General features: G+C 72.7%; 25 protein-coding genes and 2 pseudogenes. 18 read left to right on the top strand and 9 right to left on the bottom strand.

The window, feature by feature from the left end; genetic code table 11:
- Nucleotides 1-90 precede the first annotated feature (90 nt).
- Nucleotides 91-957, top strand: coding sequence for a helix-turn-helix domain-containing protein (locus tag ACFYW5_RS16070; protein WP_389417603.1), 867 nt, complete (start codon nucleotides 91-93; stop codon nucleotides 955-957).
- Between the two features lie 9 nt (nucleotides 958-966).
- Nucleotides 967-1,194, top strand: coding sequence for a DUF397 domain-containing protein (locus ACFYW5_RS16065; RefSeq protein ID WP_389417602.1), 228 nt, complete (start codon nucleotides 967-969; stop codon nucleotides 1,192-1,194).
- Nucleotides 1,195-1,281: 87 nt separating this feature from the next.
- On the opposite strand, the gene ACFYW5_RS16060 is transcribed toward ACFYW5_RS16065, so the two are convergent.
- Nucleotides 1,282-2,409 carry an 8-amino-7-oxononanoate synthase gene (locus ACFYW5_RS16060; protein ID WP_389417601.1) on the bottom strand — a complete coding sequence of 376 codons (1,128 nt, stop codon included), beginning with the start codon at nucleotides 2,407-2,409 and terminating at the stop codon, nucleotides 1,282-1,284.
- 147 nt (nucleotides 2,410-2,556) lie between these two features.
- Here ACFYW5_RS16060 and bioB point away from each other — a divergent pair, with 147 nt between their 5' ends.
- From bioB to ACFYW5_RS16040, 4 genes are all read left to right on the top strand, one after another.
- Entirely contained in the window at nucleotides 2,557-3,732 is a 1,176-nt protein-coding gene (gene bioB / locus ACFYW5_RS16055) for a biotin synthase BioB (RefSeq protein WP_389417600.1), read from the top strand.
- Nucleotides 3,725-5,005, top strand: a complete 1,281-nt coding sequence (locus ACFYW5_RS16050; RefSeq protein WP_389417599.1) for an adenosylmethionine--8-amino-7-oxononanoate transaminase — start codon at nucleotides 3,725-3,727, stop codon at nucleotides 5,003-5,005. The genes bioB and ACFYW5_RS16050 overlap by 8 nt, the downstream gene beginning before the upstream one ends.
- 1 nt (nucleotide 5,006) lies before the next feature.
- Entirely contained in the window at nucleotides 5,007-5,717 is a 711-nt protein-coding gene (gene bioD, locus ACFYW5_RS16045) for a dethiobiotin synthase (protein ID WP_389417598.1), read from the top strand.
- A 144-nt stretch (nucleotides 5,718-5,861) separates the two neighbouring features.
- On the top strand, nucleotides 5,862-6,548 hold the full coding sequence (locus tag ACFYW5_RS16040; protein ID WP_389417597.1) for a class I SAM-dependent methyltransferase: 687 nt from the start codon (nucleotides 5,862-5,864) through the stop codon (nucleotides 6,546-6,548).
- Between the two features lie 15 nt (nucleotides 6,549-6,563).
- Here ACFYW5_RS16040 and ACFYW5_RS16035 read toward each other — a convergent pair whose 3' ends face one another.
- On the bottom strand, nucleotides 6,564-6,938 hold the full coding sequence (locus ACFYW5_RS16035) for a fic family toxin-antitoxin system, toxin component (RefSeq protein WP_389417596.1): 375 nt from the start codon (nucleotides 6,936-6,938) through the stop codon (nucleotides 6,564-6,566).
- Between the two features lie 7 nt (nucleotides 6,939-6,945).
- Nucleotides 6,946-7,170: pseudogene (locus tag ACFYW5_RS16030) on the bottom strand (antitoxin); the annotation flags it as partial.
- Nucleotides 7,171-7,304: 134 nt separating this feature from the next.
- Here ACFYW5_RS16030 and ACFYW5_RS16025 point away from each other — a divergent pair.
- The 8 genes from ACFYW5_RS16025 to mug all read left to right on the top strand — a co-directional run bounded on the left by ACFYW5_RS16025 (nucleotide 7,305) and on the right by mug (nucleotide 16,579).
- The gene (locus ACFYW5_RS16025) at nucleotides 7,305-8,120 is read left to right on the top strand and encodes an ABC transporter ATP-binding protein (protein WP_389417595.1); all 816 of its coding nucleotides are present in this window, start codon (nucleotides 7,305-7,307) and stop codon (nucleotides 8,118-8,120) included.
- Nucleotides 8,121-8,124: 4 nt separating this feature from the next.
- The gene (locus ACFYW5_RS16020; protein ID WP_389417594.1) at nucleotides 8,125-10,692 is read left to right on the top strand and encodes an ABC transporter permease; all 2,568 of its coding nucleotides are present in this window, start codon (nucleotides 8,125-8,127) and stop codon (nucleotides 10,690-10,692) included.
- Between the two features lie 57 nt (nucleotides 10,693-10,749).
- The gene (locus tag ACFYW5_RS16015; RefSeq protein WP_389417593.1) at nucleotides 10,750-11,175 is read left to right on the top strand and encodes a GNAT family N-acetyltransferase; all 426 of its coding nucleotides are present in this window, start codon (nucleotides 10,750-10,752) and stop codon (nucleotides 11,173-11,175) included.
- A 146-nt stretch (nucleotides 11,176-11,321) separates the two neighbouring features.
- On the top strand, nucleotides 11,322-12,668 hold the full coding sequence (locus ACFYW5_RS16010) for a hemolysin family protein (RefSeq protein ID WP_389417592.1): 1,347 nt from the start codon (nucleotides 11,322-11,324) through the stop codon (nucleotides 12,666-12,668).
- Entirely contained in the window at nucleotides 12,665-13,678 is a 1,014-nt protein-coding gene (locus tag ACFYW5_RS16005; RefSeq protein ID WP_389417591.1) for a hemolysin family protein, read from the top strand. The genes ACFYW5_RS16010 and ACFYW5_RS16005 overlap by 4 nt, the downstream gene beginning before the upstream one ends.
- 60 nt (nucleotides 13,679-13,738) lie before the next feature.
- Nucleotides 13,739-14,515: an SGNH/GDSL hydrolase family protein gene (locus ACFYW5_RS16000; protein WP_389417590.1), complete on the top strand. Its 777-nt coding sequence runs from the start codon at nucleotides 13,739-13,741 to the stop codon at nucleotides 14,513-14,515.
- Between the two features lie 73 nt (nucleotides 14,516-14,588).
- Complete coding sequence (gene purB, locus ACFYW5_RS15995) at nucleotides 14,589-16,031, top strand: adenylosuccinate lyase (RefSeq protein WP_389417589.1); 1,443 nt, start codon at nucleotides 14,589-14,591, stop codon at nucleotides 16,029-16,031.
- Complete coding sequence (mug, locus tag ACFYW5_RS15990) at nucleotides 16,028-16,579, top strand: G/U mismatch-specific DNA glycosylase (protein WP_389417971.1); 552 nt, start codon at nucleotides 16,028-16,030, stop codon at nucleotides 16,577-16,579. Before purB ends, mug begins: the two co-directional genes overlap by 4 nt.
- Here mug and ACFYW5_RS15985 read toward each other — a convergent pair.
- Genes ACFYW5_RS15985 through ACFYW5_RS15975 form a run of 3 tightly spaced genes read right to left on the bottom strand, consistent with a single transcriptional unit; the run spans nucleotide 16,557 to nucleotide 18,645 of the window.
- Complete coding sequence (locus ACFYW5_RS15985; RefSeq protein WP_389417588.1) at nucleotides 16,557-16,940, bottom strand: hypothetical protein; 384 nt, start codon at nucleotides 16,938-16,940, stop codon at nucleotides 16,557-16,559. The genes mug and ACFYW5_RS15985 overlap by 23 nt on opposite strands.
- A 56-nt stretch (nucleotides 16,941-16,996) precedes the next feature.
- Entirely contained in the window at nucleotides 16,997-17,722 is a 726-nt protein-coding gene (locus ACFYW5_RS15980) for an ABC transporter permease (RefSeq protein WP_389417587.1), read from the bottom strand.
- Nucleotides 17,719-18,645, bottom strand: a complete 927-nt coding sequence (locus ACFYW5_RS15975; RefSeq protein WP_389417586.1) for an ABC transporter ATP-binding protein — start codon at nucleotides 18,643-18,645, stop codon at nucleotides 17,719-17,721. The genes ACFYW5_RS15980 and ACFYW5_RS15975 overlap by 4 nt, the downstream gene beginning before the upstream one ends.
- A 108-nt stretch (nucleotides 18,646-18,753) precedes the next feature.
- On the opposite strand from ACFYW5_RS15975, the gene ACFYW5_RS15970 reads away from it, so the two are divergent.
- From ACFYW5_RS15970 to ACFYW5_RS15960, 3 genes are all read left to right on the top strand, one after another.
- A complete protein-coding gene (locus ACFYW5_RS15970) occupies nucleotides 18,754-19,908 on the top strand; it encodes a sensor histidine kinase (RefSeq protein ID WP_389417585.1) in 1,155 nt (384 codons plus the stop codon).
- A gap of 14 nt (nucleotides 19,909-19,922) precedes the next feature.
- Nucleotides 19,923-20,585: a response regulator gene (locus tag ACFYW5_RS15965; RefSeq protein WP_389417584.1), complete on the top strand. Its 663-nt coding sequence runs from the start codon at nucleotides 19,923-19,925 to the stop codon at nucleotides 20,583-20,585.
- A gap of 121 nt (nucleotides 20,586-20,706) precedes the next feature.
- On the top strand, nucleotides 20,707-21,864 hold the full coding sequence (locus tag ACFYW5_RS15960; RefSeq protein ID WP_389417583.1) for an ROK family protein: 1,158 nt from the start codon (nucleotides 20,707-20,709) through the stop codon (nucleotides 21,862-21,864).
- Between the two features lie 64 nt (nucleotides 21,865-21,928).
- Here ACFYW5_RS15960 and ACFYW5_RS15955 read toward each other — a convergent pair whose 3' ends face one another.
- The gene (locus tag ACFYW5_RS15955) at nucleotides 21,929-22,690 is read right to left on the bottom strand and encodes a GntR family transcriptional regulator (protein ID WP_389417582.1); all 762 of its coding nucleotides are present in this window, start codon (nucleotides 22,688-22,690) and stop codon (nucleotides 21,929-21,931) included.
- A 121-nt stretch (nucleotides 22,691-22,811) separates the two neighbouring features.
- A complete protein-coding gene (locus ACFYW5_RS15950; protein ID WP_389417581.1) occupies nucleotides 22,812-23,786 on the bottom strand; it encodes an RNA polymerase sigma-70 factor in 975 nt (324 codons plus the stop codon).
- Nucleotides 23,787-23,970: 184 nt separating this feature from the next.
- Between ACFYW5_RS15950 and ACFYW5_RS15945 the strand changes: the two genes are divergently transcribed.
- Nucleotides 23,971-24,801, top strand: coding sequence for an alpha/beta fold hydrolase (locus tag ACFYW5_RS15945; RefSeq protein ID WP_389417580.1), 831 nt, complete (start codon nucleotides 23,971-23,973; stop codon nucleotides 24,799-24,801).
- Nucleotides 24,802-24,903: 102 nt separating this feature from the next.
- Here ACFYW5_RS15945 and ACFYW5_RS15940 read toward each other — a convergent pair.
- Nucleotides 24,904-25,689, bottom strand: a pseudogene (locus ACFYW5_RS15940) (DMT family transporter); the annotation flags it as partial.
- Nucleotides 25,690-25,724 lie beyond the last annotated feature (35 nt).

The following is a 25,724-nucleotide window of genomic DNA, read 5'->3' as shown; positions in this document are numbered from 1 at the left end:
CCAAGATATGCATATATCTGTCGCTCGATGCGGTGAACTCTGCGACGCGAGAGCGTATTTGGGCGGCCCGGTTGGAGTAAGGAGTAGCGCATGCAGCACGGTCCCGCGGTACGCCGCCGGAAGCTGGGCGCCGAACTGCGTGCGTTGCGCGCCGGTGCGGGGCTCACCAGTGGTGAGGCGGCGCGGCTGGTGGGCTGGCACCAGTCGAAGGTCAGCCGGATCGAGACCGGCGCCAGCGGGGTGAAACCGGCCGATGTGCGGTTACTGCTGGACGCCTACGCCGTCGCCGACTCCCAACTACGGGAGTTGCTGCTGGTATTGGCGGGCTCCGACGACGGCGCGGGCCGGCACCACTGGTGGCACGCCTACCGCGGGGTGCTGCCGCCGACCTACCGGGACTTCATCAGCCTGGAGTCCCAGGCGAGCGCGATGCGCACGCTGGAGACCTCCGTGGTGCCGGGGCTGCTCCAGACGCCCGAGTACGCCCGGGAGGTGACCCGGGCCGCGGTAGGCGGCCTGGACGACACGGACGAGCGCCTCGACACGCTGGTGGAAGTGCGGCTGGCCCGGCAGGACGTGCTGCGCGGCGAGCCGCCGCTGGAGCTGAGCGCGGTGCTCGACGAGGCGGTGCTGCACCGGGAGATCGGCGGCCCCGGGGTGATGGCCCGGCAGCTGTGGCAGCTGGTGGAGGCGGGACGCCTGCCACAAGTGCGGCTGCAGGTACTGCCGTTCACGGCCGGGGCGCACATCGGAGTCACCGGGCCTTTCGTTATTTTCTCATTTTCGCGCACTTCTGATCTGGACGTGGTTGTTCTCGACCACTTGACGAGTAGCCTCTACCTCGAACGGAAAGAAGACCTCCAGGCGTACACGGAGGCCTTCACCACCCTTCAGATCCACGCCCTTTCGCCCGAGGAATCGCTGGATTACATCGCCGGGCTAGCTGACGGCGCGTAAGGAGGCACCATGACTGCACTGCCTCGGAACGTACCTTCCAGTACCGAACTGCACGACGTGCAATGGCTGCGCAGCAGTTACAGCACGGGTGCGAACAACTGCGTGGAGACCGCTCGGCCGCTGACCGGCCCCTGCGCCGGACTGTTCGCCGTACGCGACTCCAAGGCCCCGGCCGGACCCGCGCTGCTCTTCTCCCCCGAGAGCTGGGCGGACTTCACGGCCGCGATCCGGTCCTGACAGTTGCGATCAGGTTCCGAGCAAGCACCGAGCAAGTTCTGATCAGCGTCCATCAGTTCCACGGCGGCAGGGCCGTGTCACGCCGACTCATGGTCGTGTCTCGCCGATGACCCGTACAGCGCGTTCGATCTGACCGCCCGTGAGATCCGCGCGGGCGGTCAGCCGCAGCCGCGAGATGCCGTCGGGCACGGAAGGAGGACGGAAGCAGCCCACGGCCAGACCCGCCGCCCGGCAGTCCGCCGCCCAGCGCAGAGCCCCCTCGGGGGACGGCGCGCGCACGGAGACGACCGCCGCGTCCGGACGCACCGCCTGATGGCCCGCGGCCGTCAGGCGGGCGTGCAGTTCGCTCGCCACCGCACGCGCCCGGGCCGCCCGCTCCGGCTCCCGGCGCAGCAGCCGCAGCGCCGCGAGGGCGGCACCGGCCGCGGCGGGGGCGAGTCCGGTGTCGAAGATGAACGTCCGGGCCGCGTTGACCAGGTGGTCGATGACCCGGGCCGGGCCGAGCACGGCGCCGCCCTGGCTGCCCAGTGACTTGGACAGCGTCACCGTGACCACCACGTCGTCGGCGCCGGCCAGCCCCGCCGCGTGCGGAGCGCCCCGGCCGCCGTCGCCGAGCACGCCCAGGCCGTGCGCGTCGTCCACGACCAGGCCCGCCCCGTACTCCCGGCACGCCTCGGCGAGCCCGGCCAGCGGGGCCGCGTCGCCGTCGACCGAGAAGACCGTGTCGGAGACGACGACCGCCGGCCCGTCGTGCGTCCGCAGCGCCTTGCGCACGGCGTCCGGTTCGGCGTGCGCGACCACCTGGGTCGTGCCGCGGGCCAGCCGGCAGCCGTCGATCAGCGAGGCGTGGTTGCCGGCGTCGGACACGATGAGCGAGCCGTGCGGCCCGAGCGCGGTGACCGCGGCGAGGTTGGCCGCGTAGCCGGAGGAGAAGACCAGCGCCGCCTCGAAGCCGCAGAAGTCCGCCAGCTCCCGCTCCAGCTCGCCGTGCAGCTGGGTCGTACCGGTGACGAGCCGGGAGCCGGTGGCGCCGCCGCCCCAGGTCCGCGCCGCGCGCGCGGCGCCCTCGGTGACCTCGGGGTGGTGGGTCAGGCCCAGGTAGTCGTTGCCGGCCAGATCCAGCAGCGGCGAGTCGGCCGGGCGAGGGCGCAGCGTCCGTACGAGTCCGGCGCGGCGGCGCAGCTCCGCCTGCTCGTCGATCCAGCCGAACGCCATGAGTCCTCCGGAGATTTTGTAGGCAGCGCACAGACACTAGCGGGACGACCAGGCACCCACGGTGTGGCAATACCCACACGTCGAAGGGGCCGAGTTGTACGAACTCTCCTTGGCCGGGGACCACTCCTTAGGACAGGATCAGCTCTCATGGACCTGCTGAACACGCTGCTGGACAAGGGGCTGCGGCGCGAGCTGCCGACCCGCGAGGAGGCCCTGGCCGTCCTCGCCACCTCCGACGACGACCTGCTCGATGTGGTGGCCGCGGCCGGCAAGGTGCGCCGGCACTGGTTCGGCCGCCGGGTGAAACTGAACTACCTGGTCAACCTCAAGTCCGGCTTGTGCCCCGAGGACTGCTCCTACTGCTCGCAGCGGCTCGGCTCGACCGCCGGCATCCTCAAGTACACCTGGCTCAAGCCGGACGAGGCCTCCAAGGCGGCGGCCGCCGGTCTCGCGGGCGGCGCCAAGCGGGTCTGCCTGGTGGCCAGCGGACGCGGCCCGACCGACCGTGACGTGGACCGGGTCTCGGACACCATCAAGGCGATCAAGGACCAGAACGAGGGTGTCGAGGTGTGCGCCTGCCTCGGGCTGCTCTCCGACGGCCAGGCCGAGCGGCTGCGCGAGGCGGGCGCCGACGCCTACAACCACAACCTCAACACCTCCGAGGCCACCTACGGCGACATCACCACCACCCACACCTACGCCGACCGCGTCGACACCGTGCAGAAGGCGCACGGCGCCGGTCTGTCCGCCTGCTCCGGTCTGATCGCGGGCATGGGCGAGAGCGACGAGGACCTGGTGGACGTGGTCTTCTCGCTGCGCGAGCTGGACCCGGACTCGGTGCCGGTGAACTTCCTGATCCCGTTCGAGGGCACCCCGCTGGCCAAGGAGTGGCACCTCACCCCGCAGCGCTGTCTGCGGATCCTGGCGATGGTGCGGTTCGTCTGCCCGGACGTCGAGGTGCGCATCGCGGGCGGCCGTGAGGTCCACCTGCGCACGATGCAGCCCCTCGCGCTGCACCTGGCCAACTCGATCTTCCTCGGTGACTACCTCACCAGTGAGGGCCAGGCGGGCAAGGCCGACCTGGAGATGATCGCGGACGCCGGGTTCGAGATCGAAGGCGCCGGCGAGGTGACGCTGCCCGAGCACCGGGTGAGCGGTGGATGCGGTTCGCACGAGGGCGGCGGGGGCTGTGGTTCCGCCGCGCAGCCGGAGGGTGGCGGGAGCTGTGGTTCCGCCGCACAGCCGGAGCCGGGCGAGGCCCGCACCGACCTGGTGGCCGTACGCCGTCGGGGTGCCGGAACGGACCTCGCGCCCAATGCCTGACCTGAGCGTGCCCGAGCTGCTGGACCTGGACCGCCGGCACGTGTGGCATCCGTACGGTCCCATGCCGGGCCGGCAGGAGCCGCTGGTCGTGGAGTCGGCGAACGGGGTGCGGCTGCGGATGGCGGACGGCTCGGGCGAGCTGGTCGACGGGATGTCGTCCTGGTGGTCGGCCATCCACGGCTACAACCACCCGGTGCTGAACGAGGCGGCGCGCGAGCAGCTCGGCCGGATGAGCCATGTGATGTTCGGCGGGCTCACCCACGAGCCCGCCGTCCGCCTCGCGAAGCTCCTTGTCGACATGTCGCCTGAAGGTCTGGAGCATGTGTTCCTCGCCGACTCCGGCTCGGTGTCGGTCGAGGTCGCCGTCAAGATGTGCCTCCAGTACTGGCGCTCCCTCGGCCGTCCCGGCAAGCAGCGGCTGCTGACCTGGCGGGGCGGCTACCACGGCGACACCTGGCAGCCGATGTCCGTGTGCGACCCCGAGGGCGGGATGCACGACCTGTGGACGGGCGTGCTGCAGCGCCAGGTCTTCGCGGATCCGCCACCGGCCGAGTACGAGGAGTCCTACGCCGACCAGCTGCGCGCACTGATCGAGCGGCACGCGGACGAGCTGGCCGCGGTGATCGTCGAGCCGGTGGTGCAGGGCGCGGGCGGGATGCGGTTCCACTCCCCCGCGTATCTGCGGGTGCTGCGCGAGGCGTGTGACGCCCACGGCGTGCTGCTGGTGTTCGACGAGATCGCGACCGGGTTCGGGCGCACCGGCGCCCTGTTCGCAGCGGACCACGCGGCGGTGACGCCGGACGTGATGTGCGTGGGCAAGGCCCTGACCGGCGGGTACCTGACGATGGCCGCCACGCTCTGCACCGCGCGCGTGGCCGACGGGATCTCGCGGGGCGAGGTACCGGTGCTGGCGCACGGGCCGACGTTCATGGGCAATCCGCTGGCGGCGGCCGTCGCCTGCGCGTCGATCGAGCTGCTGCTCGGCCAGGACTGGCTCGCGGAGGTCAAGCGGATCGAGGCGGGCCTGCGGGAAGGGCTGGCGCCCGCGGCGGAGCTGCCGGGGGTGAAGGACCTGCGGGTCCTCGGGTCCATCGGCGTGGTCCAGCTGGACCACCCGGTGGACATGCGGGCGGCGACGGCGGCGGCCGTGCGCGAGGGCGTGTGGCTGCGGCCGTTCCGCGATCTGATCTACACGATGCCGCCCTATGTCACGGGCGACGCCGATCTGGCGCGGATCGCACGTGCGGTGTGCGCGGCGGCACGGGAGGGCTGAGATGACGATTCTGGTGATCACGGGCACCGGCACGGAGATCGGCAAGACGGTCACGACCGCCGCCGTCGCCGCCACGGCTCTCGCCGCCGGGCGCACGGTGGCCGTGCTGAAGGCCGCGCAGACGGGGCTGCGGCCGGACGAGCGCGGGGACGCGGACGAGTGCGCGCGGCTCGCCGGCGCGGTGACGACGGCCGAACTCGCCCGCTACCCGGAGCCGCTGGCCCCGGCGACGGCGGCGCGCCGGGCGGGGCTGCCGCCGGTGCGTCCGCACGAGATCGCCGAGGCCGCCGCGAAGCTGGCCACCGAGCACGACCTGGTGCTGGTGGAAGGAGCGGGCGGACTGCTGGTCCACTTCGACGACGAGGGCGGCACGCTGGCCGACGCCGCCGAACTGATGGCCGCGCCGGTCCTGGTGGTGGCGTCGGCGGGCCTGGGCACGCTGAACGTCACCGAGCTGACGGCCCGTGAACTGCGGTCACGCGGGCTGAACTTGTTCGGTGTGGTGATCGGCAGTTGGCCCGACTCCCCCGATCTGGCCTCGCGTTGCAACGTCACGGATCTGCCGAAGGTGGCCCGGGCACCGCTGCTGGGGGCCCTCCCGGCCGGATTCGGGGCGCTGACACCGGCCGACTTCCGTACGACGGCACCGACGTGGCTCGCTGCCGAGCTGGGCGGGACGTGGGACGGCGGGGCCTTCCGGGACGGCATCTGATCGCCCGGGTGCCGGGAAGCCCGGTGACTGTGGCTGTGACGTGGGCCGGCTTCGTCGGCACGGTTCCGTGGGTGCACAGCGGGGGTGCGTCGGGGCCGACGGGGGGACAATCGGGGTAGTGCCCGTCCTGCCCGGGAGGTCCTCATGCCCCTTCGGTCCGCCCGTACCGGCAAGGTGCCGCGGGATGCCGTGCACCATCCGCTGTTCGCCCGCTACTACGCCCGTATGAGCGTGAGCGCCGAGACGAAGCTGGGCATGGGCGCCGTACGCGACCGGCTGCTCACCGGTCTGTCCGGGCGGGTGATCGAGATCGGCGCGGGCAACGGCCTGAACTTCGCCCATTATCCGGGCACCGTCTCGGAAGTCGTGGCGATCGAGCCGGAACGGGTGCTGCGGAAGCTCGCCGTGGAGGCGGCCCTGCGCGCCGAGGTGCCGGTCGACGTGGTGCCGGGCGCGGCGGAGGCCCTGCCGGTCAAGAGCGAGGCGTTCGACGCGGCGGTGGTCTCGCTGGTGCTGTGCAGCGTCCGTGACGTGCCGCGCGCCCTCGGGGAGATCCGGCGGGTGCTGCGGCCGGGCGGCGTCGTGCGGTTCCTCGAGCACGGCCGGGGCGGCGGACGGGTGATGACGTTCACCCAGCAGGCACTCGACCGTACGGTGTGGCCACTGCTGACCGGCGGCTGCCATGTGGGCCGGGAACCGATCGCGTCCCTGCGCGGCGCGGGGTTCGAACTCGGCCCCTACCGGCGGATGCTGATCCCGGAGAAGGGACCGGTGCTGCCGACGTCGTACTGCGTGCTGGGCACGGCGTGGCGGCCCGGCGCCCCGGACTGATCACCGCGTCGCGGCTCACTCGCACCACTGCCGCAGTTCGTCCGCGATGTCCTGCACCGTGGCCTCACCGCTCTTGACCAGCCGGGCCAGTTCGCGGACCCGTTCCGGCGAGGTGACGACCTTCAGGCCGCTTGCGACCAGATAGGCGTAGGCCACGGCGGAGGCGAACAGGGCGTTGGAGCGCTCCAGCGCGGGGACGTGGATCAGCAGTTGGAGCAGTGCCGCGGCGCGGGCGTACGGGCCGTCGCAGACAGGGACGTCGAAGATCTCGGCCTCGTGCCGGGCGACGGCGGCGATCAGCGCGCCCCAGTCGGTGACCCGCGGATCCCCGGGGGTGTTCTGCTCGGCGAGCATCAGCAGCCAGGCGAGGTCGATCCTCACGGGGCTCAACGGATCGGCGACGGCCTTCGCGCTCGGCGCCGAACTCCTCGGCGAACACGGACTCGTACTGCTTCATGAAGTCGGCGGCGGCCTCCACGAAGGTGTGGCCGGTCTCGCCGGTGTCCTGCCGGACCAGTTCCTCGATGTACCGGTTGACGCTCATGCCGCGCGCGAGGGCGCGTTCGCGGGCCGCGCGGGCGGTGCCCTCGTCGACGCGGACGTTCAGCTGGGTCTTCGCCATGTCCCGAAGCCAGCGCCGAGACGCTAGCAGCGGCAAGGGCGTCATTCCTGGGGTGGAGACCGGCTCGGACCCACGGGGGATATCCGGTGTGCGCCGGATCACACTACGCTCGGGGCCCTGACAAGGACGTCGCGATGTCCAGGATCGAGGAGGCACCCTTGTCCACTCCTGCTGCGGCACACGACCCGGCCGACGGGATCGCGGCAAGGGCCCGCGGTCTGACCAAGGCCTACGGCTCGGGCGAGACCACGGTGCTGGCCCTGGACGCGGTGGACGTGGACATCGCGCGCGGCCGGTTCACCGCGGTCATGGGCCCCTCCGGCTCCGGCAAGTCCACGCTCATGCACTGTCTCGCCGGGCTCGACAACGTCTCGGCCGGACAGGTCTGGCTCGGCGGCACCGAGATCACCGGCCTGAAGGAGCGCGAACTGACCCGGCTGCGCCGGGACCGGATCGGGTTCATGTTCCAGTCGTTCAACCTCATACCGACGCTGAACGCCGCCGAGAACATCACCCTGCCCATGGACATCGCGGGCAAGAAGCCCGACGAGAAGTGGCTGGACCAGGTGATCGACACGCTCGGTCTGCGGGACCGCCTCAAGCACCGGCCCGCCCAGCTCTCCGGCGGCCAGCAGCAGCGCGTCGCCTGTGCCCGGGCCCTCGCCTCCCGTCCCGAGCTGATCTTCGCCGACGAGCCCACCGGCAACCTGGACTCGCGGGCCGGCCTCGAAGTGCTCGGCTTCCTGCGCGACGCCGTGGACCAGCTCGGGCAGACCGTCGTGATGGTCACCCATGACCCGGGCGCCGCCGCCCACTCCGACCTGGTGCTCTTCCTCGGGGACGGACGCATCGTCGACGAGATGGCCCGCCCCACGGCGGAGGCGGTGCTGGAGCGCATGAAGCGGTTCGACGTGATCCGGGGGGCCGCCGACTCCTCCGAGGAGGACTGACCCGGTGCTGAAGGCGACCCTGCGCAGCTTCCTCGCCCACAAGGGACGGCTGCTGCTCTCCGCGCTCGCGGTGATCCTGTCCGTCGCGTTCGTCGCGGGCAGCCTGATCTTCTCGGACACCGTCGGCCGTACCTTCGACCGGCTCTTCGCCTCGACCGCGGCCGATGTCACGGTCAGCCCGAAGGAGAACCTGGACGAGGCGATCCCCTCCGGATTCACGCCCACCCTGCCGGCCTCCCTGGTGGACCGGGCGGCCAGGGTCGAGGGCGCCGCCTCGGTGCGCCTCGAGGTGGACGTGGAGGGCATCACCGTCGCCGACGAGGACAACGAGTCCGTCGGGCCGACCACCGGCGCGCCCACCATAGGAACCAACTGGAGTCCCAGCGACCGCAGTCCGGTCGAGCTGACGTCGGGGCACGCGCCCGAGGGCCCGGGCCAGGTGCTGATCGACGCGGACACCGCCGACTCCCAGGACGTCGGCATCGGCGACACGCTCACGGTCATCGCCGCGCCGGGCTCGTTCCGGGCCGAGGTCGTCGGCATCGCCACCTTCACCACCACCAACCCCGGCGCCGCGCTGGTCTTCTTCGACACCAAGACCGCGCAGACCAGGCTGCTGGGCGACGCGGACGCCGCCACCAGCATCTCCGTCGAGGCCGCGGAGGGCCTCAGCGACCCGCAGCTCAAGCAGCGGGTCGCCGAGGCGCTCGGCGCCGGACGCTACGACATCCGCACGGCCGACGAGCAGGCCGAGTCGGACGTCGAACAGCTCGGCGGATTCCTCGACATCATCAAGTACGTGATGCTCGGCTTCGCCGGGGTCGCCGTGCTGGTCGGGGTGTTCCTGATCGTCAACACCTTCTCGATGCTGATCGCCCAGCGCACCCGCGAACTGGGCCTGCTGCGCGCACTCGGCGCGGACCGGCGCCAGGTGCGGCGCTCGGTGCTCACCGAGGCGTTCCTGCTCGGGTTCGTCGGCGCCACGCTGGGGCTGGCCACCGGGATCGGGCTGGCCATCGGGCTGATCGAGCTGATGGGCCTGCTCGGCATGAACATCCGCTCCGCGGACATGGTGATCGGCTGGGCCACCCCGGTCTCGGCGTACGTCGTCGGCCTCGGGGTCACCTTCGTCGCCGCCTACCTCCCGGCCCGGCGCGCGGCGACCGTCTCCCCGATGGCGGCGCTGGCGGACGCCGAGATCGCCGGGGTGGGCCGGCCGCTGCGGGTGCGCGCGGTGGCGGGCACGGTCGTCGGGGCGCTCGGCGTGGCCGCGCTCGTGGGCTGCGCCACCGCCTCCGAGACCTCCTCGTCCGCCTCCCTGCTCGGCCTCGGTGTGCTGCTGACCCTGATCGCGACCGTGATCGCGGGGCCGCTGCTGGTGCGCCCCGTGATCCGGGTGCTGGGCGGGGCGTTCCCGGCGCTGTTCGGCCCGGTCGGCCGGATGAGCCAGCGCAACGCCCTGCGCAATCCACGCCGTACCGGCGCCACCGCGGCCGCCCTGATGGTGGGGCTGGCGCTGGTCGGCGGGATGTCGGTGGCGAGCGCCTCGATGACCGAGTCGTTCGACGAGCAGATCGACAAGACGCTGGGCGCCGACTTCGTCGTGCAGAACACCAACTTCGTGCCCTTCCCCCGGGAGGTCACCGAGAAGGTGCGCGACACCGACGGCGTCGGCCTGGTGGTCCGCTCCCGGCTCACGCCCGTCGCGGCACGGCTCCCCGACGGCGACCGTGTCGAGACGACCGCCGCGGGCTACGATCCGCAGCTCGACGAGGTCGCCAACATCACCTACGCGCGGGGCGACACGGCCGCCGCGCTGGCCGACGGCCGCATGGCCATGGACCGGGAGTTCGCCCGGGACCACGGGGTGCGCGTCGGCAGCACGATCCCGCTGGAGTTCCAGGGCGGGCGCACGGCCGAGCTGACGGTGGCGGCGCTGACCGACCAGGACGCCGCCGACGGCTTCGGCACCCAGGGCGGCATGTACGTCGGCCTGGGCACCCTGGAGCGGTACGCGCCGGGCGGCCAGGACGCGGCGGTGTACGTCAACGCGGCGTCCGGCACCAGCGCCGACGACCTGCGCGCGAATCTGGAGCGGACGCTGGACACCTATCCCCAGGTGCAGGTCAGGGACCTGGCCGACTACAAGGAGCTGGTCCGCGACCAGATCGCGGTCCTGCTGTACCTGGTCTACGCGCTGCTCGGGCTGGCGATCGTCATCGCGGTGCTCGGTGTGGTCAACACCCTCGCCCTGTCGGTCGTGGAACGGACCCGGGAGATCGGCCTGCTGCGGGCGATCGGCCTGTCCCGGGTCCAGCTGCGCCGGATGATCCGGCTGGAGTCGGTGGTGATCGCGGTGTTCGGGGCGGTGCTGGGGCTCGCGCTCGGCCTGGTGTGGGGGGTGTGCACCCAGCAGGTGCTGGCCCTGCAGGGCATGACCGCGCTGGCGATTCCGTGGGGCACGATCGTCGCCGTGGTGATCGGCTCGGCGGTGGTGGGCATCGTGGCGGCCCTGCTGCCCGCGCTGCGCGCCTCGCGGATGAACGTGCTGACGGCCATCGCGCACGAGTGACTGTCCGTACTGCGGAATTCCGGGCTCCCGGCCGAGGCTGCGTGATGTGATCATGGCATGACTGAGCTACGGATACGGGCCGCCGGCCCCGAGGATCTGGACGCCGTACTGACCTTCTGGAAGGTCGCCGCCGAGGGCACCAGCATCAGCGACGACCGGGACGGGGTGGAGCGGCTGGTCGACCGCGACCCCGAGGCGCTGATCCTGGCCGAGCGCGGCGACGCGTTGGCCGGCACGGTGATCGCGGGCTTCGACGGCTGGCGCTGCCATCTGTACCGGCTGGCGGTGCACCCGGACCATCGCCGCCAGGGCATCGGCGCGGCTCTGCTCGCCGCCGCCGAGGAGCGCTTCGTCCGGCTCGGCGGCCGGCGCGGGGACGCCATGGTGCTCCAGCGCAACGAACGAGCGCAGCATGCCTGGCGCGCGGCCGGGTACGTGCCGGAGGAGCACTGGCGGCGGTGGGTCAAACCCCTCGCGGACTGACCCTTTTGCTGCTCCTTTACCCTTGGGGGACCACTTACGGTCCTCGAACGAAAGGTGTGTGAGCGTCCGCCCATGGGCGAGCCTCCCAGTACGCGACATCGCGCGTTCCCAGCCACCCTGTCCGATCATGGGACGGAGGTGACCCGATGACCGAAGTGCTTCTGCTGCTCGTGGCGATTTCGCTCTCACTGGCCTGCGGCGCCTTCGTCGCCGCCGAGTTCTCGCTCACGACCGTCGAGCGCGGCGAGCTCGAAGCGGCCGTGGAGCGCGGCGAGCGGGGCGCCTCCGGGGCCTTGAAGGCCGTACGGAATCTGACCTTCCAGCTGTCCGGCGCCCAGCTCGGCATCACCGTCACCAACCTGGTGGTCGGCATGCTCGCGGAGCCGTCCATCGCGCGGCTGCTCGCGGGGCCGCTGGAATCGCTCGGCACCTCGCCCTCCACGGCGAGTTCGATCGCCCTGGTGATCGGCACCGCGCTGTCCACGGTGGTCCTGATGGTCGTCGGCGAACTGGTCCCGAAGAACTGGGCGATCTCCTCGCCGCTGGCCGTGGCCAAGCGCGTGGGCAACGCGCAGCGCTGGTTCAGCGCCGCCTTCCGCCCGTTCATCACCCACCTGAACAACACCGCCAACCGGATCGTCCGCCGCTTCGGCGTGGAGCCCGCCGAGGAGCTCGCCTCCGCGCGCGGTCCCCAGGAGCTGGCGGCGCTCGCCCGGCACTCCGCCAAGGAGGGCGCCCTGGAGGCGGACACCGCCGAACTCTTCGTGCGGACCCTGAACCTGGCGGATCTCACCGCGGAGAACGTGATGACCCCGCGCGTGCAGGTCATCGCGTTGGAGGCGTCGGCGACCTGCGAGGACGTGGCGAACGCCACCCGCGCGACCGGCCTGTCCCGGTTCCCCGTCTACCGCGGCACCCTCGACTCGGTCGTGGGCACCGCGCACATCAAGGACGTCCTGGCCGTGCCCGCCGCCCGGCGGCCGCGGGTACGGGTCGCCGAGCTGATGCGCGAACCACTGCTCGTGCCGGAGACCCTCACCGTCGACCGGCTGCTGGACCGGCTCTCCGGCAAGCGCACCATGGCCGTCGTCATCGACGAGTACGGCGGTACGGCGGGCGTGGCCACCCTGGAGGACATCGTCGAGGAGGTCGTCGGCGAGGTGCGCGACGAGCACGACCCGCACGAGACCCCCGACCTCGCCCCCGCCGGCAGCGACGACAGCGGCCGCGCCCTGTTCTCGGCCGACGGCTCCGCCCGCGTCGACCAGCTCGCTCGCGTCGGCCTGCGGGCCCCCGAGGGGCCGTACGAGACGCTGGCCGGGCTCGTGGCGAACGAGCTCGGCCGGATCCCGGAGACCGGTGACCGCGTGCAGGTCGCCGGCTGGCAGCTGGACGTCACGGACGCCTCGGGGCACCGGGCGGCGCGGGTGCTGATGCGCGCCCCGCTGGACGAGGCCCTGGCGGGCGCCGACGACAAGGAGGGGACGCTGTGACCGCGATCCAGTTGCTGATCGGTCTGGCGACCCTCGTCGTCAACGCCTTCTTCGTCGGCGCCGAGTTCGCGCTGATCTCGGTGCGCCGCAGCCAGATCGAGCCGTACGCCGAGGAGGGCGACCGGCGCGCGAAGAGCGTGCTGTGGGGTCTGGAGCACGTGTCCGCGCTGATGGCCGCTGCCCAGCTCGGCATCACCCTGTGCACCCTGGTCCTCGGTGTGGTCGCCGAACCGGCCATCGAGCACCTGCTGGAGCCGTTGTTCCACGCGGTGGGCATGCCGGCAGGCGCGGGACACGCGGTGTCCTTCGTGATCGCGCTGACCTTGGCGACGTATCTGCACATGCTGCTCGGCGAGATGGTGCCCAAGAACATCGCGCTGGCCGAGCCGGTGCGCAGCGCGCTGCTGCTCGGGCCGCCCCTGGTGACCCTGTCCCGCGGGCTGCGCCCGGTGATCTTCACCATCAACGCCTTCGCCAACGCCCTGCTGAAGCTGTTGCGCGTGGAGACCAAGGACGAGGTCACCGCGACCTTCTCGGACGCCGAGCTGGCCCGTCTGGTGCGGGACTCCGGCGAGGCGGGCCTGATCGACGACCGCGCCAGGGAACGGCTGCACGACGCCCTGGAGCTGGGCCGCCGGCCCGTGCGGGACGTCGTCCTTCCGCTGGAACGCGTCGTCTACGCGCGCGTGGGTGTCACGCCGGAGCAGTTGGAGGGCCTGTCGGCCGACTCCGGGTTCTCCCGCTTCCCGGTGGTCGACGAGGGCCGCCGTATCGTCGGCTACCTCCATGTGAAGGACGCGCTGGACGCCTCGCCGCGGGACCTGCCGTTCCGGGTGCCGGACATGCGGCCCATCGCGCGCGTGCGGGAGAGCACACCGCTCGACGACGTGCTCACCGCGCTGCGCGGCAGCCGTACCCACCTGGCGGCGGTCCTCGGGAACGACGGACGGCTGTCGGGCCTGGTGACCATGGAGGACGTGCTGCGGGAGCTGTTCGGCCAGCGCGCCTGACAGGGGATCCCGGGGCGACCGACCGACGGGTATGCGCCCCGGGATACCATCTTTCCCGCCATGGAGACGAACCCCTCTTACACCAGCATGGTCGCCCTCGGCGACTCCTTCACCGAAGGCATGTCGGACCTGCTCCCGGACGGTACCTACCGGGGCTGGGCCGATCTCCTCGCCGCGCGGATGGCGGCCCGGGCGCCCGGCTTCCGCTACGCCAACCTCGCGGTGCGGGGCAAGCTGATCGGCCAGATCGTCCAGGAGCAGGTCCATGTCGCGGCGGCCATGCAGGCCGACGTGATAACGCTGGTCGGCGGCCTCAACGACACCCTGCGCCCGAAGTGCGACATGGGCCGGGTGCGCGCCCTGCTGGAGGAGGCCGTGGAGCTCCTCGCGCCGGCCTGCAAGCAGCTGGTGCTGATGCGCAGCCCCGGCCGCCAGGGCCCGGTGCTGCAGCGGTTCCGGCCGCGCATGGAGGAGCTGTTCACTTACATCGACGACCTGGCCGGACGGCACGGCGCACTCGTCGTCGACCTGTACGGCGCCCCCTCGCTCGCCGACCCGCGCCTGTGGGACGTGGACCGGCTGCATCTGACCGCGGAGGGCCACCGCCGGGTCGCGGAGGCGGTCTGGCAGACACTCGGCCACGAGCCGGAGGACCCGCAGTGGCGCACCCCGCTGCCCGCCTCGCTGCCGCCGGGCTGGGCCAGCCGCCGGGTCGCGGACGCCCGGTTCGCCCGGCAGCACCTGCTGCCGTGGATCGGCCGCCGCCTCACCGGGCGCTCCTCGGGCGACGGCCTGCCGCCCAAGCGGCCGGACCTTCTGCCGTACGACCTGCGGTGACGCGCGTCTCGTAGGTTCCGCCGAAGGGGCCCGCGGAGCAGACCTGCACGAACCGCCAGTAGAATCCGGTCACGTGACTTCAGCGCCCGCCAAGCCCCGCATCCCGAACGTCCTCGCCGGACGCTACGCCTCCACCGAGCTCGCCACGCTCTGGTCCCCCGAGCAGAAGGTGAAGCTCGAGCGTCAGCTCTGGCTCGCCGTGCTGCGGGCCCAGCAGGACCTCGGGATCGAGGTGCCGGACCAGGCGCTCGCCGACTACGAGCGTGTCCTCGACACCGTCGACCTGGCCTCCATCGCCGAACGCGAGAAGGTCACCCGGCACGACGTGAAGGCGCGGATCGAGGAGTTCAACGACCTCGCCGGGCACGAGCACGTGCACAAGGGCATGACCTCCCGCGATCTGACGGAGAACGTCGAGCAGCTGCAGATCCGGCTCTCCCTGGAGCTGATGCGCGACCGCACGGTGGCGGTCCTCGCGCGCCTCGGCAGGCTCGCCGGCGAGTACGGCGAGCTGGTCATGGCCGGCCGCTCGCACAACGTGGCCGCGCAGGCCACCACCCTCGGCAAGCGCTTCGCGACCGCCGCGGACGAGCTGCTCGTCGCCCACGGCCGGGTCGAGGAGCTGCTCGGCCGCTACCCGCTGCGCGGGATCAAGGGCCCGGTCGGCACCGCGCAGGACATGCTGGACCTGCTCGGCGGTGACACCGCCAAGCTCGCCGAGCTGGAGCAGCGGATCGCCGGGCACCTCGGCTTCTCGCAGGCCTTCACCTCGGTCGGCCAGGTCTACCCGCGCTCGCTGGACTACGAGGTCGTCACCGCGCTGGTGCAGCTGGCGGCGGCGCCGTCCTCGCTGGCCAGGACGATCCGGCTGATGGCCGGCCACGAGCTGGTGACCGAGGGCTTCAAGCCGGGCCAGGTCGGCTCCTCCGCGATGCCGCACAAGATGAACACGCGGTCCTGCGAGCGCGTCAACGGCCTCATGGTCATCCTCCGCGGCTACGCCTCGATGACCGGCGAGCTGGCGGGTGACCAGTGGAACGAGGGCGACGTGTCCTGCTCGGTGGTGCGTCGGGTCGCGCTGCCGGACGCGTTCTTCGCGCTGGACGGTCTGCTGGAGACGTTCCTGACGGTCCTCGACGAGTTCGGCGCCTTCCCCGCCGTCGTCGCCCGGGAGCTGGACCGCTACCTGCCCTTCCTGGCCACCACCAAGGTGCTGATGGGCGCGGTGCGCGCGGGCGTCGGCCGTGAGGTCGCGCACGAGGCGATCAAGGAGAACGCGGTCGCCTCCGCGCTCGCCATGCGGGAACAGGGCGCGGAGCGCAACGAGCTGCTCGACAAGCTGGCCGCGGACGAGCGCATCCCGCTGGACCGCGCTCAGCTCGACGCGCTGATGGCCGACAAGCTGTCCTTCACGGGCGCCGCCGCCGATCAGGTCGCCACGGTCGTGGACCGGATCGAGGAGATCGTCAAGCAGCGGCCGCAGGCGGCCGGTTACACCCCCGGAGCGATCCTCTGACCCGCTTCACCCGCGCGGAGCTGGAGGCCGCCCGCGACCGTCTGGTACCGGACGTGGTCGCGGACGGCCTTCGCGTGCTGTTCTGCGGCATCAACCCCGGGCTGATGACGGCGGCCACGGGCCACCACTTCGCCCGTCCCGGCAACCGCTTCTGGCCGGCGCTGCACCTGTCCGGGTTCACGCCGAGGCTGCTGAAGCCGTCGGAGCAAGGGGAGTTGCCGGCCTACGGGCTCGGCATCACCAACGTCGTGGCGCGGGCGACGGCTCGCGCGGACGAGCTGACCGCCGAGGAGTACCGGGAGGGCGGGCGGCTGCTGACCGCGAAGGTCGGCAGGCTGCGGCCGGCGTGGCTGGCGGTGGTGGGGGTGACGGCCTACCGCGTGGCCTTCGACGACCGCAAGGCCCGGGTGGGGCCGCAGGAGCGCACGATCGGGGACACCCGGGTGTGGGTGCTGCCCAATCCGAGCGGGCTGAACGCGCATTGGACCTTGCAGACGATGGCGGAGGAGTTCGCCCGGCTGCGGATCACGGCGGATCCGTCGTCGTGACCACGACGTGCACCTGGGGATGCCCGGCGTCCTGGTCGACGACCGTCAGGACGACCCAGTGGCCGGCCACTTCCCAGGTCCGCAGTTCTGTCGCCACCGCGCCGAGCATGCCCCACGGCTCGGGTATGGGTTCCCCGCGCGCGGCGCGCTCGACGAGCGTGGTGGTGCCCCACCGCGACGGTTCACCCCACCGCTCGGTCAACCGCTCGGCCATGGCCGCCTCGTAGGCGTAGCAGTCCTCCGCGCTCCGCCAGGGGCGCGGCCCTAAGACGGCCTGGCGGTAGCGGTCTTCGTCCGGCTGCGCGGGCACGACGCCGGTACGGAGCCCGTCGATCAGGGCGAGGTCCTTCGCGATGTCCATGTGATCCAGTAAACCGGCCACCACTGACAATTGGCGCGGCGTCAGCCGACGACCGGTCAGGCGTCCCGTCGCCGCACGCTCCAGGCCCCGGCGACCAGCGCGGCCGCCGTCCACAGCGCGGTCACCGCCAGCCCCGACCACGGGCCGAGCGTCCCGTCGTACCTCTCGTACAGGACGACCTGACCCGCCTTGTCGGGCAGGAAGCCGGTGGCGGTGCCGGCCGCGTCGCCGAGGACGAAGGAGACGACGAGCACGAACGGGATCAGCAGGGAGAGCGTGGCCACGCCGCTGCGCAGCAGGGCCGTGAGCCCGGCCGCGAACAGGACCATCAGTGTGAGGTAGAGCGCGGATCCCAGGACACCGCGGACCTGTTCGCCCGCGCTGAGGCCGCTCGCCGCGTCGCCGAGCCCGGCGCGGCCCACGGCGAGGGCGGACAGTGCCGTGGCCACTCCCACGACAAGGGCGGGTACGGCGATCGCCGTCATCTTGGCCGCGAACCACCGTCCGCGCCGCGGGACCGCGGACAGCGACAGCCGGAGCGCGCCCGTGTGGTACTCGGCCGAGACGGCCAGCGCGCCGAAGCTGATCGCCGCGATCTGGCCGGGCAGCACCCCGGACAGTGCCGTGAACAGCGGGTCGAGGCCGGGCTCCGGGGCCTCCGCCGAGGCCAGCGCCGAGAACGCCGTCGTCGCGGCGAACAGGGCCGCGAGCGTGCCGTACAGGGAGCGCAGGGTGCGGATCTTCAGCCACTCGGCGTGGAGGGCGGGGGCGAACGTCGTCATGGCCTGGCCTCCTGAGTGGGTGCGGTGAACTCGGTCTCGGCGGCCGTCAGATCGAGGTAGGCCTGCTCCAAGGTGGCCTCTTCGGCGGCGAGTTCGAGGAGGGGGACGCCCGCCTGGGAGACGACGCGGCCGATGTCGTCCACGCGTGCGTGGTGCACGGTCCAGTGCCCGTCCTCGTGCCGCACGGGGTCGTGGCCGGCCCGGGAGAGGGCGGCCCTCAGGGCGGTCGCGTCCGTCGTGCGGATCCGGACCCGCGGCCGCACGCGCGCGTGGATGAACTCCCGCATCGGGGTGTCGGCCAGCAGGCGGCCCCGGCCGAGGACCACGAGGTGGTCGGCGAAGGAGGCGGTCTCGTTCATCAGGTGGCTGGAGACCAGGACCGTGCGCCCCTCCCCGGCCAGCGTGCGCAGCAACCCCCGGATCCAGATGATGCCTTCGGGGTCCAGGCCGTTGGACGGTTCGTCGAGCAGGATCACCTCGGGGTCGCCGAGCAGCGCGGCGGCGATGCCGAGGCGCTGGCGCATGCCCAGGGAGTACGTCCTCACCCGGCGCCGGGCGACCGCGGCGAGGCCCGTCTGCTCCAGCACCGACTCGACCCGCTCCCGTGGGATGCGGTTGGCGGCGGCGAGGACGTGCAGGTGGTCCCGGCCGGTGCGCGAGCCGTGCGCGGCCTGCGCGTCGAGCAGGGCGCCGACCCGGCGCAGCGGCTCGTGGAGTTCGCGGTAGCGGCGGCCGCCGATGGTGGCGGTGCCGGAGGTCGGCCGGTCGAGGCCGAGGACGAGCCGCAGGGTGGTGGACTTCCCGGCGCCGTTCGGACCGAGGAAGCCGGTGACCCGGCCGGGGAGCACGCTGAAGGTGAGGTGGTCCACGGCTCGGCGGGTTCCGTACTGCTTGGTGAGGGCTTGGACTTCGATGCTGGTCATGGCCTCAGCGTGGGGTGTCGCGGGGGGCCGGGGCCTCCCCCGCGCGTGGAGATCGTCTCCCCCGTGCGGGGGAGGCCCGGTGTCAGGGGCGGCTGGCACGATGACGCGATGGCCCGCCTCTTGCGCCCGCTGCTGCGGGGGACGACGTACACCCGCCTGCTGCACCTGTGGGTGCCGATGCTGTTCGTCAGCGTGTGGATGTTCATCGACCCGTCGACTCCCTGGGTGCCCGCGCTGGTGCTGCTGCCGTTCGGTCTGATCCCGGCCGTCCGCAGGGGCGAGGGCGTGCAGGCGCGGCTGCTGCTGATGCCGGCCGACGAGGAGTCGGTCATCTCCGTCAAGGCGTCGGCGAGCCGGCGGGACCGGCTGCGTACCGTGCTGTGGCTTCAGGTGCGCATGGCGCTGGGTGCGGTGGCGATGTTCGCCACCGTCTGGCTGCCCGTCCTCACGGTGGAACTGGTACAGGTCGCGGTCGGCGGGAATCCCGGAGACACCCCGGTGCTGCGGGACGCACGACCGCACTGGGCGTACGCCCTCCTCGCGCCCCTCCCCCTCGTCCTGCTGTACGGCGTGGTGACGGGGCTGGGCGAGCTGGTGACCCATGCCGCCCGCCGGCTGCTCGGTCCGTCCGCCGCCGAGCGGCTCGCCGCCCTGGAGGAGCGCACCGAGCGGCTGCTGGAGCGCAACCGCATCGCCCGGGAACTGCACGACTCGATCGGCCACGTGCTGACCGTCGCCGTCGTCCAGGCCGGAGCGGCGCGCGCGGCCGGCGACCCGGCGTTCACCGACCGGGCCCTGGACGCCATCGAGGAGACCGGCCGGGCCGCGCTCGAGGATCTGGAGCGCGTCCTGGGCATCCTCCGGGAGTCCGACCGGCCCGTGAGCGGCCGGCCGACCATGGTGGACGCCGGCCGGCTGCTGGAGTCGGCGCGTGCTTCCGGGGCGAAGGTCGACGCCGAGATCACCGGCCCGCTCGACACCGTGCCGGGGCCGGTCTCCCGCGAGGGGTACCGCATCCTCCAGGAGTCGCTGACCAATGTGCTGCGGCACGCGGGAACGGTCCCCGCCGGGGTGCGCGTCGACGTCACCGACCGCGCGCTCGTCCTGGAGGTCCGCAATCCGCTGACGGCGGCGACACCCGGTCCGGGCCGGGGCAGCGGGCTGCGGGGCATACGGGAGCGGGCCGCCCTGCTCGGCGGGCGGGCCCGCACCGGCCCCGCCGACGGTGACTGGCAGGTGCACGTCGAGCTGCCGTTGCGCTGATCTACGCTGGCCGGATGCCGGTCACCGTTCTCCTCGTCGACGACGAACCCCTCGTACGCGCGGGCCTGCGGGCCGTGCTGGACGCGCAGCCCGACATCGAGGTCGTCGGGGAGGCCGCGGACGGTGCGGCGGTGATCCCGCTGGTGCGGACCCTGCGGCCGGACGTCGTCGCCATGGACGTACGGATGCCGCTGCTGGACGGGATCGAGGCCACGCGCGCGGTGCTGCGGACCATCGACGATCCGCCGAAGATCCTCGTGGTGACGACGTTCGAGAACGACGAGTACGTCTACGAGGCGCTGCGCGCCGGGGCCGACGGGTTTCTGCTGAAGCGGTCCCGGCCCGCCGAGATCGTGCACGCGGTCCGGCTGGTCGCGGAGGGCGAGTCGCTGCTGTTCCCGGCATCGGTGCGGCAGCTCGCCGCCGAGCACGGCGAGGACGGCGGCAACCCCGCCGCGCGCGCGGCGATGGAGCGGGCGCAGCTGACCGAGCGGGAGGCGGAGGTGCTGCGGCTGATGGCGCGCGGGCTGTCCAACGCGGAGATCGCACAGCGGCTGGTGGTCGGCACCGAGACGGTGAAGTCGCATGTGAGCGGCGTACTGGCGAAGCTGGGGGCCCGGGACCGGACGCAGGCCGTGATCGCGGCGTACGAGTCGGGGTTCGTGGCGCCGGGCTGATCCGGCGCCCGGGACGGCCTGGACGGACCGGTCGGTAGGGCGCCGACCGCCCGGCGCTCGCCGGGGTCCGCCGGGCCGAGTACGATCCGGCCAACACGCGCACGAGCTGGGAGGACGGACGGTGGGGCGGCTGACCGGCGGGGATCCCTCGCTGCTGCGAAGGATCAACTCCGCGGTGGTGCTGCACGCGCTGCGTGCCACGGACTGCGCGACGCTGACCGAGATCACCCGGGTGACCGGGCTGTCCCGACCGACCGTCGAGGGCGTGGTCGAGGACCTCATCGGCACGGGCTACGTCGTGGAGAAGGCCGCCGACGACAGCGTCGCGAGGCGTCAGGGGCGGCCGGCCCGGCGGTACCGGTTCCGGGCCGAGGCCGGGCATCTGCTGGGCCTGGACATCGGCCCGCACCGGGTGGCCGCGCTCCTGTCCGACCTCGACGGCCGGGTGCTCGGCTCGATCGCCAAGAACGTCGAGGAGACGGCCACCGCCGACGAGCGGCTGGAGAAGCTGCGGACCGCGGTCGCCGAGTTGCTGCGCCGGGCCGGGGTGGCACGCGGCTCGCTGCGGGCCGTGGGCGCCGCGACACCGGGGATCGTGGAGGCGGACGGCACGGTGCGGCTGAGCACGGCGCTGCCGCAGTGGTCGGGGCTGCCGCTGGGCGAGCGGCTGAGCCGGTCCTTCAAGTGCCCGGTGCTGGTCGAGAACGACGCCAACGCCGCCGCCGTGGCCGAGCACTGGAAGGGCGCGGCGACCGAGTCCGACGACATCGTGTTCGTGCTGGCGGGGCTCAGTCCGGGCGCGGGTTCGCTGATCGGCGGGCGGCTGCACCGGGGGTTCGGCGGGGCGGCGGGCGAGATCGGCGCCCTGCACCTGCTGGGCCGGGAGGCGACGCCGGAGACCTTGCTGTCCACCACGGACGAGCCGCTGCACCCGCTCGACGAACAGGCGGTCGCCGAGGTGTTCGCCAAGGCGCACCAGGGCGACCAGCGGGCCCGCGCGGCCGTGGACCGGTTCAACCACCGGCTCGTGCACGACGTGGCCGCCCTGGTGCTGGCGCTCGACCCGGAACTGGTCGTCGTGGGCGGCTGGGCGGCCGGTCTGGACGGCGTACTGGAGCCGCTGCGCCGGGAGTTGGCGCGCTACTGTCTGCGGCCGCCGAAGGTCACGCTGTCCCTGCTCGGCGAGGCGGCGGTCGCGACGGGGGCGCTGCGGCTGGCGCTGGACCATGTGGAGGAGCAGCTGTTCGCGGTCGAGGGGACGGTCACGGCGCGCCGTTGACCGTGCAACGCCGCGCGCCCCGGTGGAGTTCCGGGGCGCGAGGAGCGATGCGGGCTGACTGTGGTCACGACGCCCGGCGTTCGGGGCCCTCGTCGATCTCCACACCGCCGGAGTCGCCGAAGGTGAGCCGGCAGGTGTCCGCCCGGTAGGTGGCCACCGACAGGGCCGCGGTGCGGCCCTCGGCGACGTAGCGGGTGGTGACGACGAGGACGGGCGCCCCGGGGAGCCGGTCCAGCTGCTTGGCGTCGTCCGCGCGGGCCGAGCCGAGTTCGACGGCCCGCTCCCGGCCCTCGAGTTCCCGTCGCTGCAGCTCGCGCAGTACCGCACGCGCGCGTGCCGCTCCGGCGGGCGCGTCGATGGCGGTCAGGTCGGGCACCGAGGACGCGGGCACGTAGAGCAGTTCCGCGGCGACGGGCTGGCCGTGCGACACCCGCGAGCGGCGCACCAGGTGCACCGCCTCGTCGGCGCCGGTCTCCAGGGCCGCGGCGACGGACGCCGGCGGCACCTCCAGGGTGCTGTCGACGGGCTGCCAGTCGTCGCCGGTCCCCCCGGGCCAGACGTGCTGCTCGGTGCCGACCGCGACCCCCACGCGCGGCGGCGCCACCGTCGTGCCGACCCCGCGGCGACGCTGCAGCCTGCCTTCCAGTTCGAGCTGTTCCAGAGCCTGTCGGAGCGTGGCGCGGGCCACGCCGAAGCGAGCGGCGAGATCGCGTTCGTTGGGCAGGATCTCGCCCACCGCGAACTCGGAGTCCAGCGCCTCGCTGAGCACGGTCTTGAGATGCCAGTACTTCGGTTCCGGCACCGGTTCCAGTTGCGTGGTCCCCACCCTGTCCTCCGCAATCGCCGTGGTCCGGCAGCGTTTCAGCGCCTTGTTTATTAAAGGTTGTTGCACTTCTCTGCGACCATAGGGCGGCCCCCACCCTTGGTCAATACCAATCCTCGGCCCCTTATGGACGGCGCGTCGGCCGTGCAGCAGAGCGTTCACGGGGCGTTCGCACAGGGCTGTTTTCCTGACGCGACGGCAAAGATCCGTCGCCTCGGCCGAGCTCCAGCGACCGCAGTTTGTCGGGGTTGCGGATGACGTAGATCGACTGGATGCGGCCTTCCAGGACCTCCAGCTGGAAGACGCTGTCGGGCCTGCCGTCACCCAGGGCGAGCACGGCAGGGCCGCCGTTGACCTCCAGGAAGCGGAACGACACGTCGGGTGCGCCCTTGTCCGCGGCGCCGACGAGGAAGCGGCCCACCTTGTCGGCGCTCTCCACGACGCGCAGGGGCGCCCGGGACTTGCCGCCGCTGTCGCCGACCAGGCGTACGTCCGGGGCGAGCAGGGCCATGAGTCCTTCCAGGTCACCCTCGGAGGCGGCGGCGAGGAAGCGTTCGGTGAGGTCACGGCGTTCGGCGGGGTCGACGTCGTAGCGGGGGCGGCGCTCGTCGACGTGCCGGCGCGCCCGCCCGGCGAGCTGACGGACCGCAGGCTCGCCCCGGTCGAGCATCGAGGCGATGTCCGCGTAGGGGTAGCCGAAGGCCTCCCGGAGCACGAACACCGCCCGCTCCAGCGGCGACAGCGATTCCAGGACGACGAGCACGGCGAGGGAGACGGTGTCGGCGAGGACGGCCCGTTCGGCGGTGTCCGGAACGGTGTCGCCGAAATCGGTGACGTACGGCTCCGGCAGCCAGGGCCCGACGTACGCCTCTTTGCGTGCCTTGAGCCGGCGCAACCGGTCGACGGCCAGTCGGCTCGTGACCCGTACCAGGTAGCCGCGCGGGTCGCGCACCTCGGCGTGGTCCGCGGCCGTCCAGCGCAGCCAGGCCTCCTGGACCACGTCCTCGGCGTCGGCGACGCGTCCGAGCATGCGGTACGCGACCTCCAGGAGGACGGGGCGGTGCTCTTCGAAGACGTCGGTCACGATGTCGGTGCTCACGCCACCATCCCAGCCGACCTGCCCGGCCGTGTCCAGGCGAGGCATCGCAGACGCAAAGAACACCGCTCGAATCACGCCGTGTTCACGGCCGCCGACAACGGCGCACGCCGGGGTCTACCCGTCGGTAGTAATTGCTGACAAGCTGTCTACGACGTTCGACGAGTCCCAGACGAGGAGCACTCCATTGTCCGCCACCGTCTCCTTCGAGGTCCCCTCCGCGCGGGGCCCGCGGTCCGTGACCCTCTCCTACGCGCGCGTGGGCCGCGGCGAGCCGCTGCTTCTGCTGCACGGCATAGGTCACCATCGGCAGGCCTGGGACCCGGTGCTGGACATCCTCGCGACCGAGCGTGAGGTGATCGCCGTCGACCTGCCCGGGTTCGGCGCGTCCCCCGCGCTGCCCGAAGGGCTCGCGCACGACCTGCCCACGATGACCGCCGCGCTGGGCGCCCTGTGCGAGGCGCTGGAGATCGAGCGGCCGCATGTCGCGGGCAACTCGCTGGGCGGGCTGCTCGCCCTGGAACTCGGCCGGGAAAAGCTCGTGCGGTCGGTCACCGCCCTGTCCCCCGCCGGGTTCTGGACGCAAGCCGAACGCCGGTACGCCTTCACCCTGTTGCTGTCGATGCGGCGGATCGCCCGCGGCATGCCGCTGCCCCTGGTGGAGCGGCTGTCCCGCACGGCGGCCGGCCGCACCGCGCTGACCAGCACCATCTACGCCCGGCCGCACCGCCGTTCACCCGAGGCCGTGGTCGCCGAGACGCTGGCCCTCGCGAACGCCACGAGCTTCACCGAGACCCTCCGGGCCGGGAACGCGGTCCGGTTCACCGATGACCTCCCCGGCCTTCCGGTCACCGTGGCCTGGGGCAGCAAGGACCGGGTGCTGATCCGCCGCCAGGGGGTCCGCGCCAAGCGGATCATCCCCCGCGCGCGGCTGATCCGGCTGCCCGGCTGCGGTCACGTCCCGATGAACGACGACCCCGCGCTCGTCGCGCGCGTGCTCCTCGACGGCAGCCGCTGAGACGGCGGCCGCCGACCCGCGCCGGGCGAACGCGCCCGATCCCAGGGCGACTCCGGCACCGACCAGGGCGCTGCCCGCGGCCTGGGCGGCGCCGTAGGAGCCCGTGCCGACCAGCGGCGCGGTGCAGGCCGCGGCGACCGGGATGAGGCCGGAGAACAGCGTGGCGCGCTCTGCGCCGATCCGCTGCATGCCCATGTACCAGCAGACGAATCCGATCACGGTGACGATCACCGCCTGCCACAGCAGCGCGGCCGTCTCGGTGGCGTCCGGCCGGCGCAGCCACCCGGTGCCGTCGACGAGCAGCGCGGCCGCCGCGGACTCGACGGCGGCGACACCGCACACCGTGGCGGACAGCAGCCGCGGGCCCAGGGGGCGCAGGACGGGCACGGCTAGGACGGCGAACCCGACCTCGCCGACCAGCGCGCACACCGAGAAGGCGATGCCCGCCGCGTCCGTACGGCCCCAGCCCTGGACGGTGAGGGCGCCGACGGCGACAAGGGTGGCCCCGCACAGCACGACCCGCTGCGGACGGCGGCCGTCCAGCAGCGGGACGAGGACGGCGACGACCACCGGGGCGCAGCCCACCATCACGCCCGGGACGGCCGGTTCGGCGGTGCGTTCGGCGGCGATGACGGCCAGGTTGAAGCCGACCATGCCGACGGCCGCGAGCAGCGCCAGGCGCCCCCACTGGCGGGCGGTGAGCCTCCTCAGCCGGGCCGTGGCGCCCCGGCCGGCGAGCGGGACGAGCAGCAGACAGGCCAGGGCGTAGCGCAGGAACTGGCCGCCCGCGTATGGGTAGTCGCCGAGGACGCTGTTGGCGGTGAAGGACCCTCCGACGAGGACACAGGCGAGCGCGGCGAGCAGGGACCCGCGCGTGGTGGAGTTCATGGGAGCGACGCTAGGAAGTGCGGCGGTTCGGATTA

This window comes from Streptomyces sp. NPDC002779, from assembly GCF_042888685.1.
GTDB lineage: Bacteria > Actinomycetota > Actinomycetes > Streptomycetales > Streptomycetaceae > Streptomyces.
Note: the sequence above shows the minus strand (reverse complement) of the source record. Positions and strands in the feature narration are given on the sequence as shown.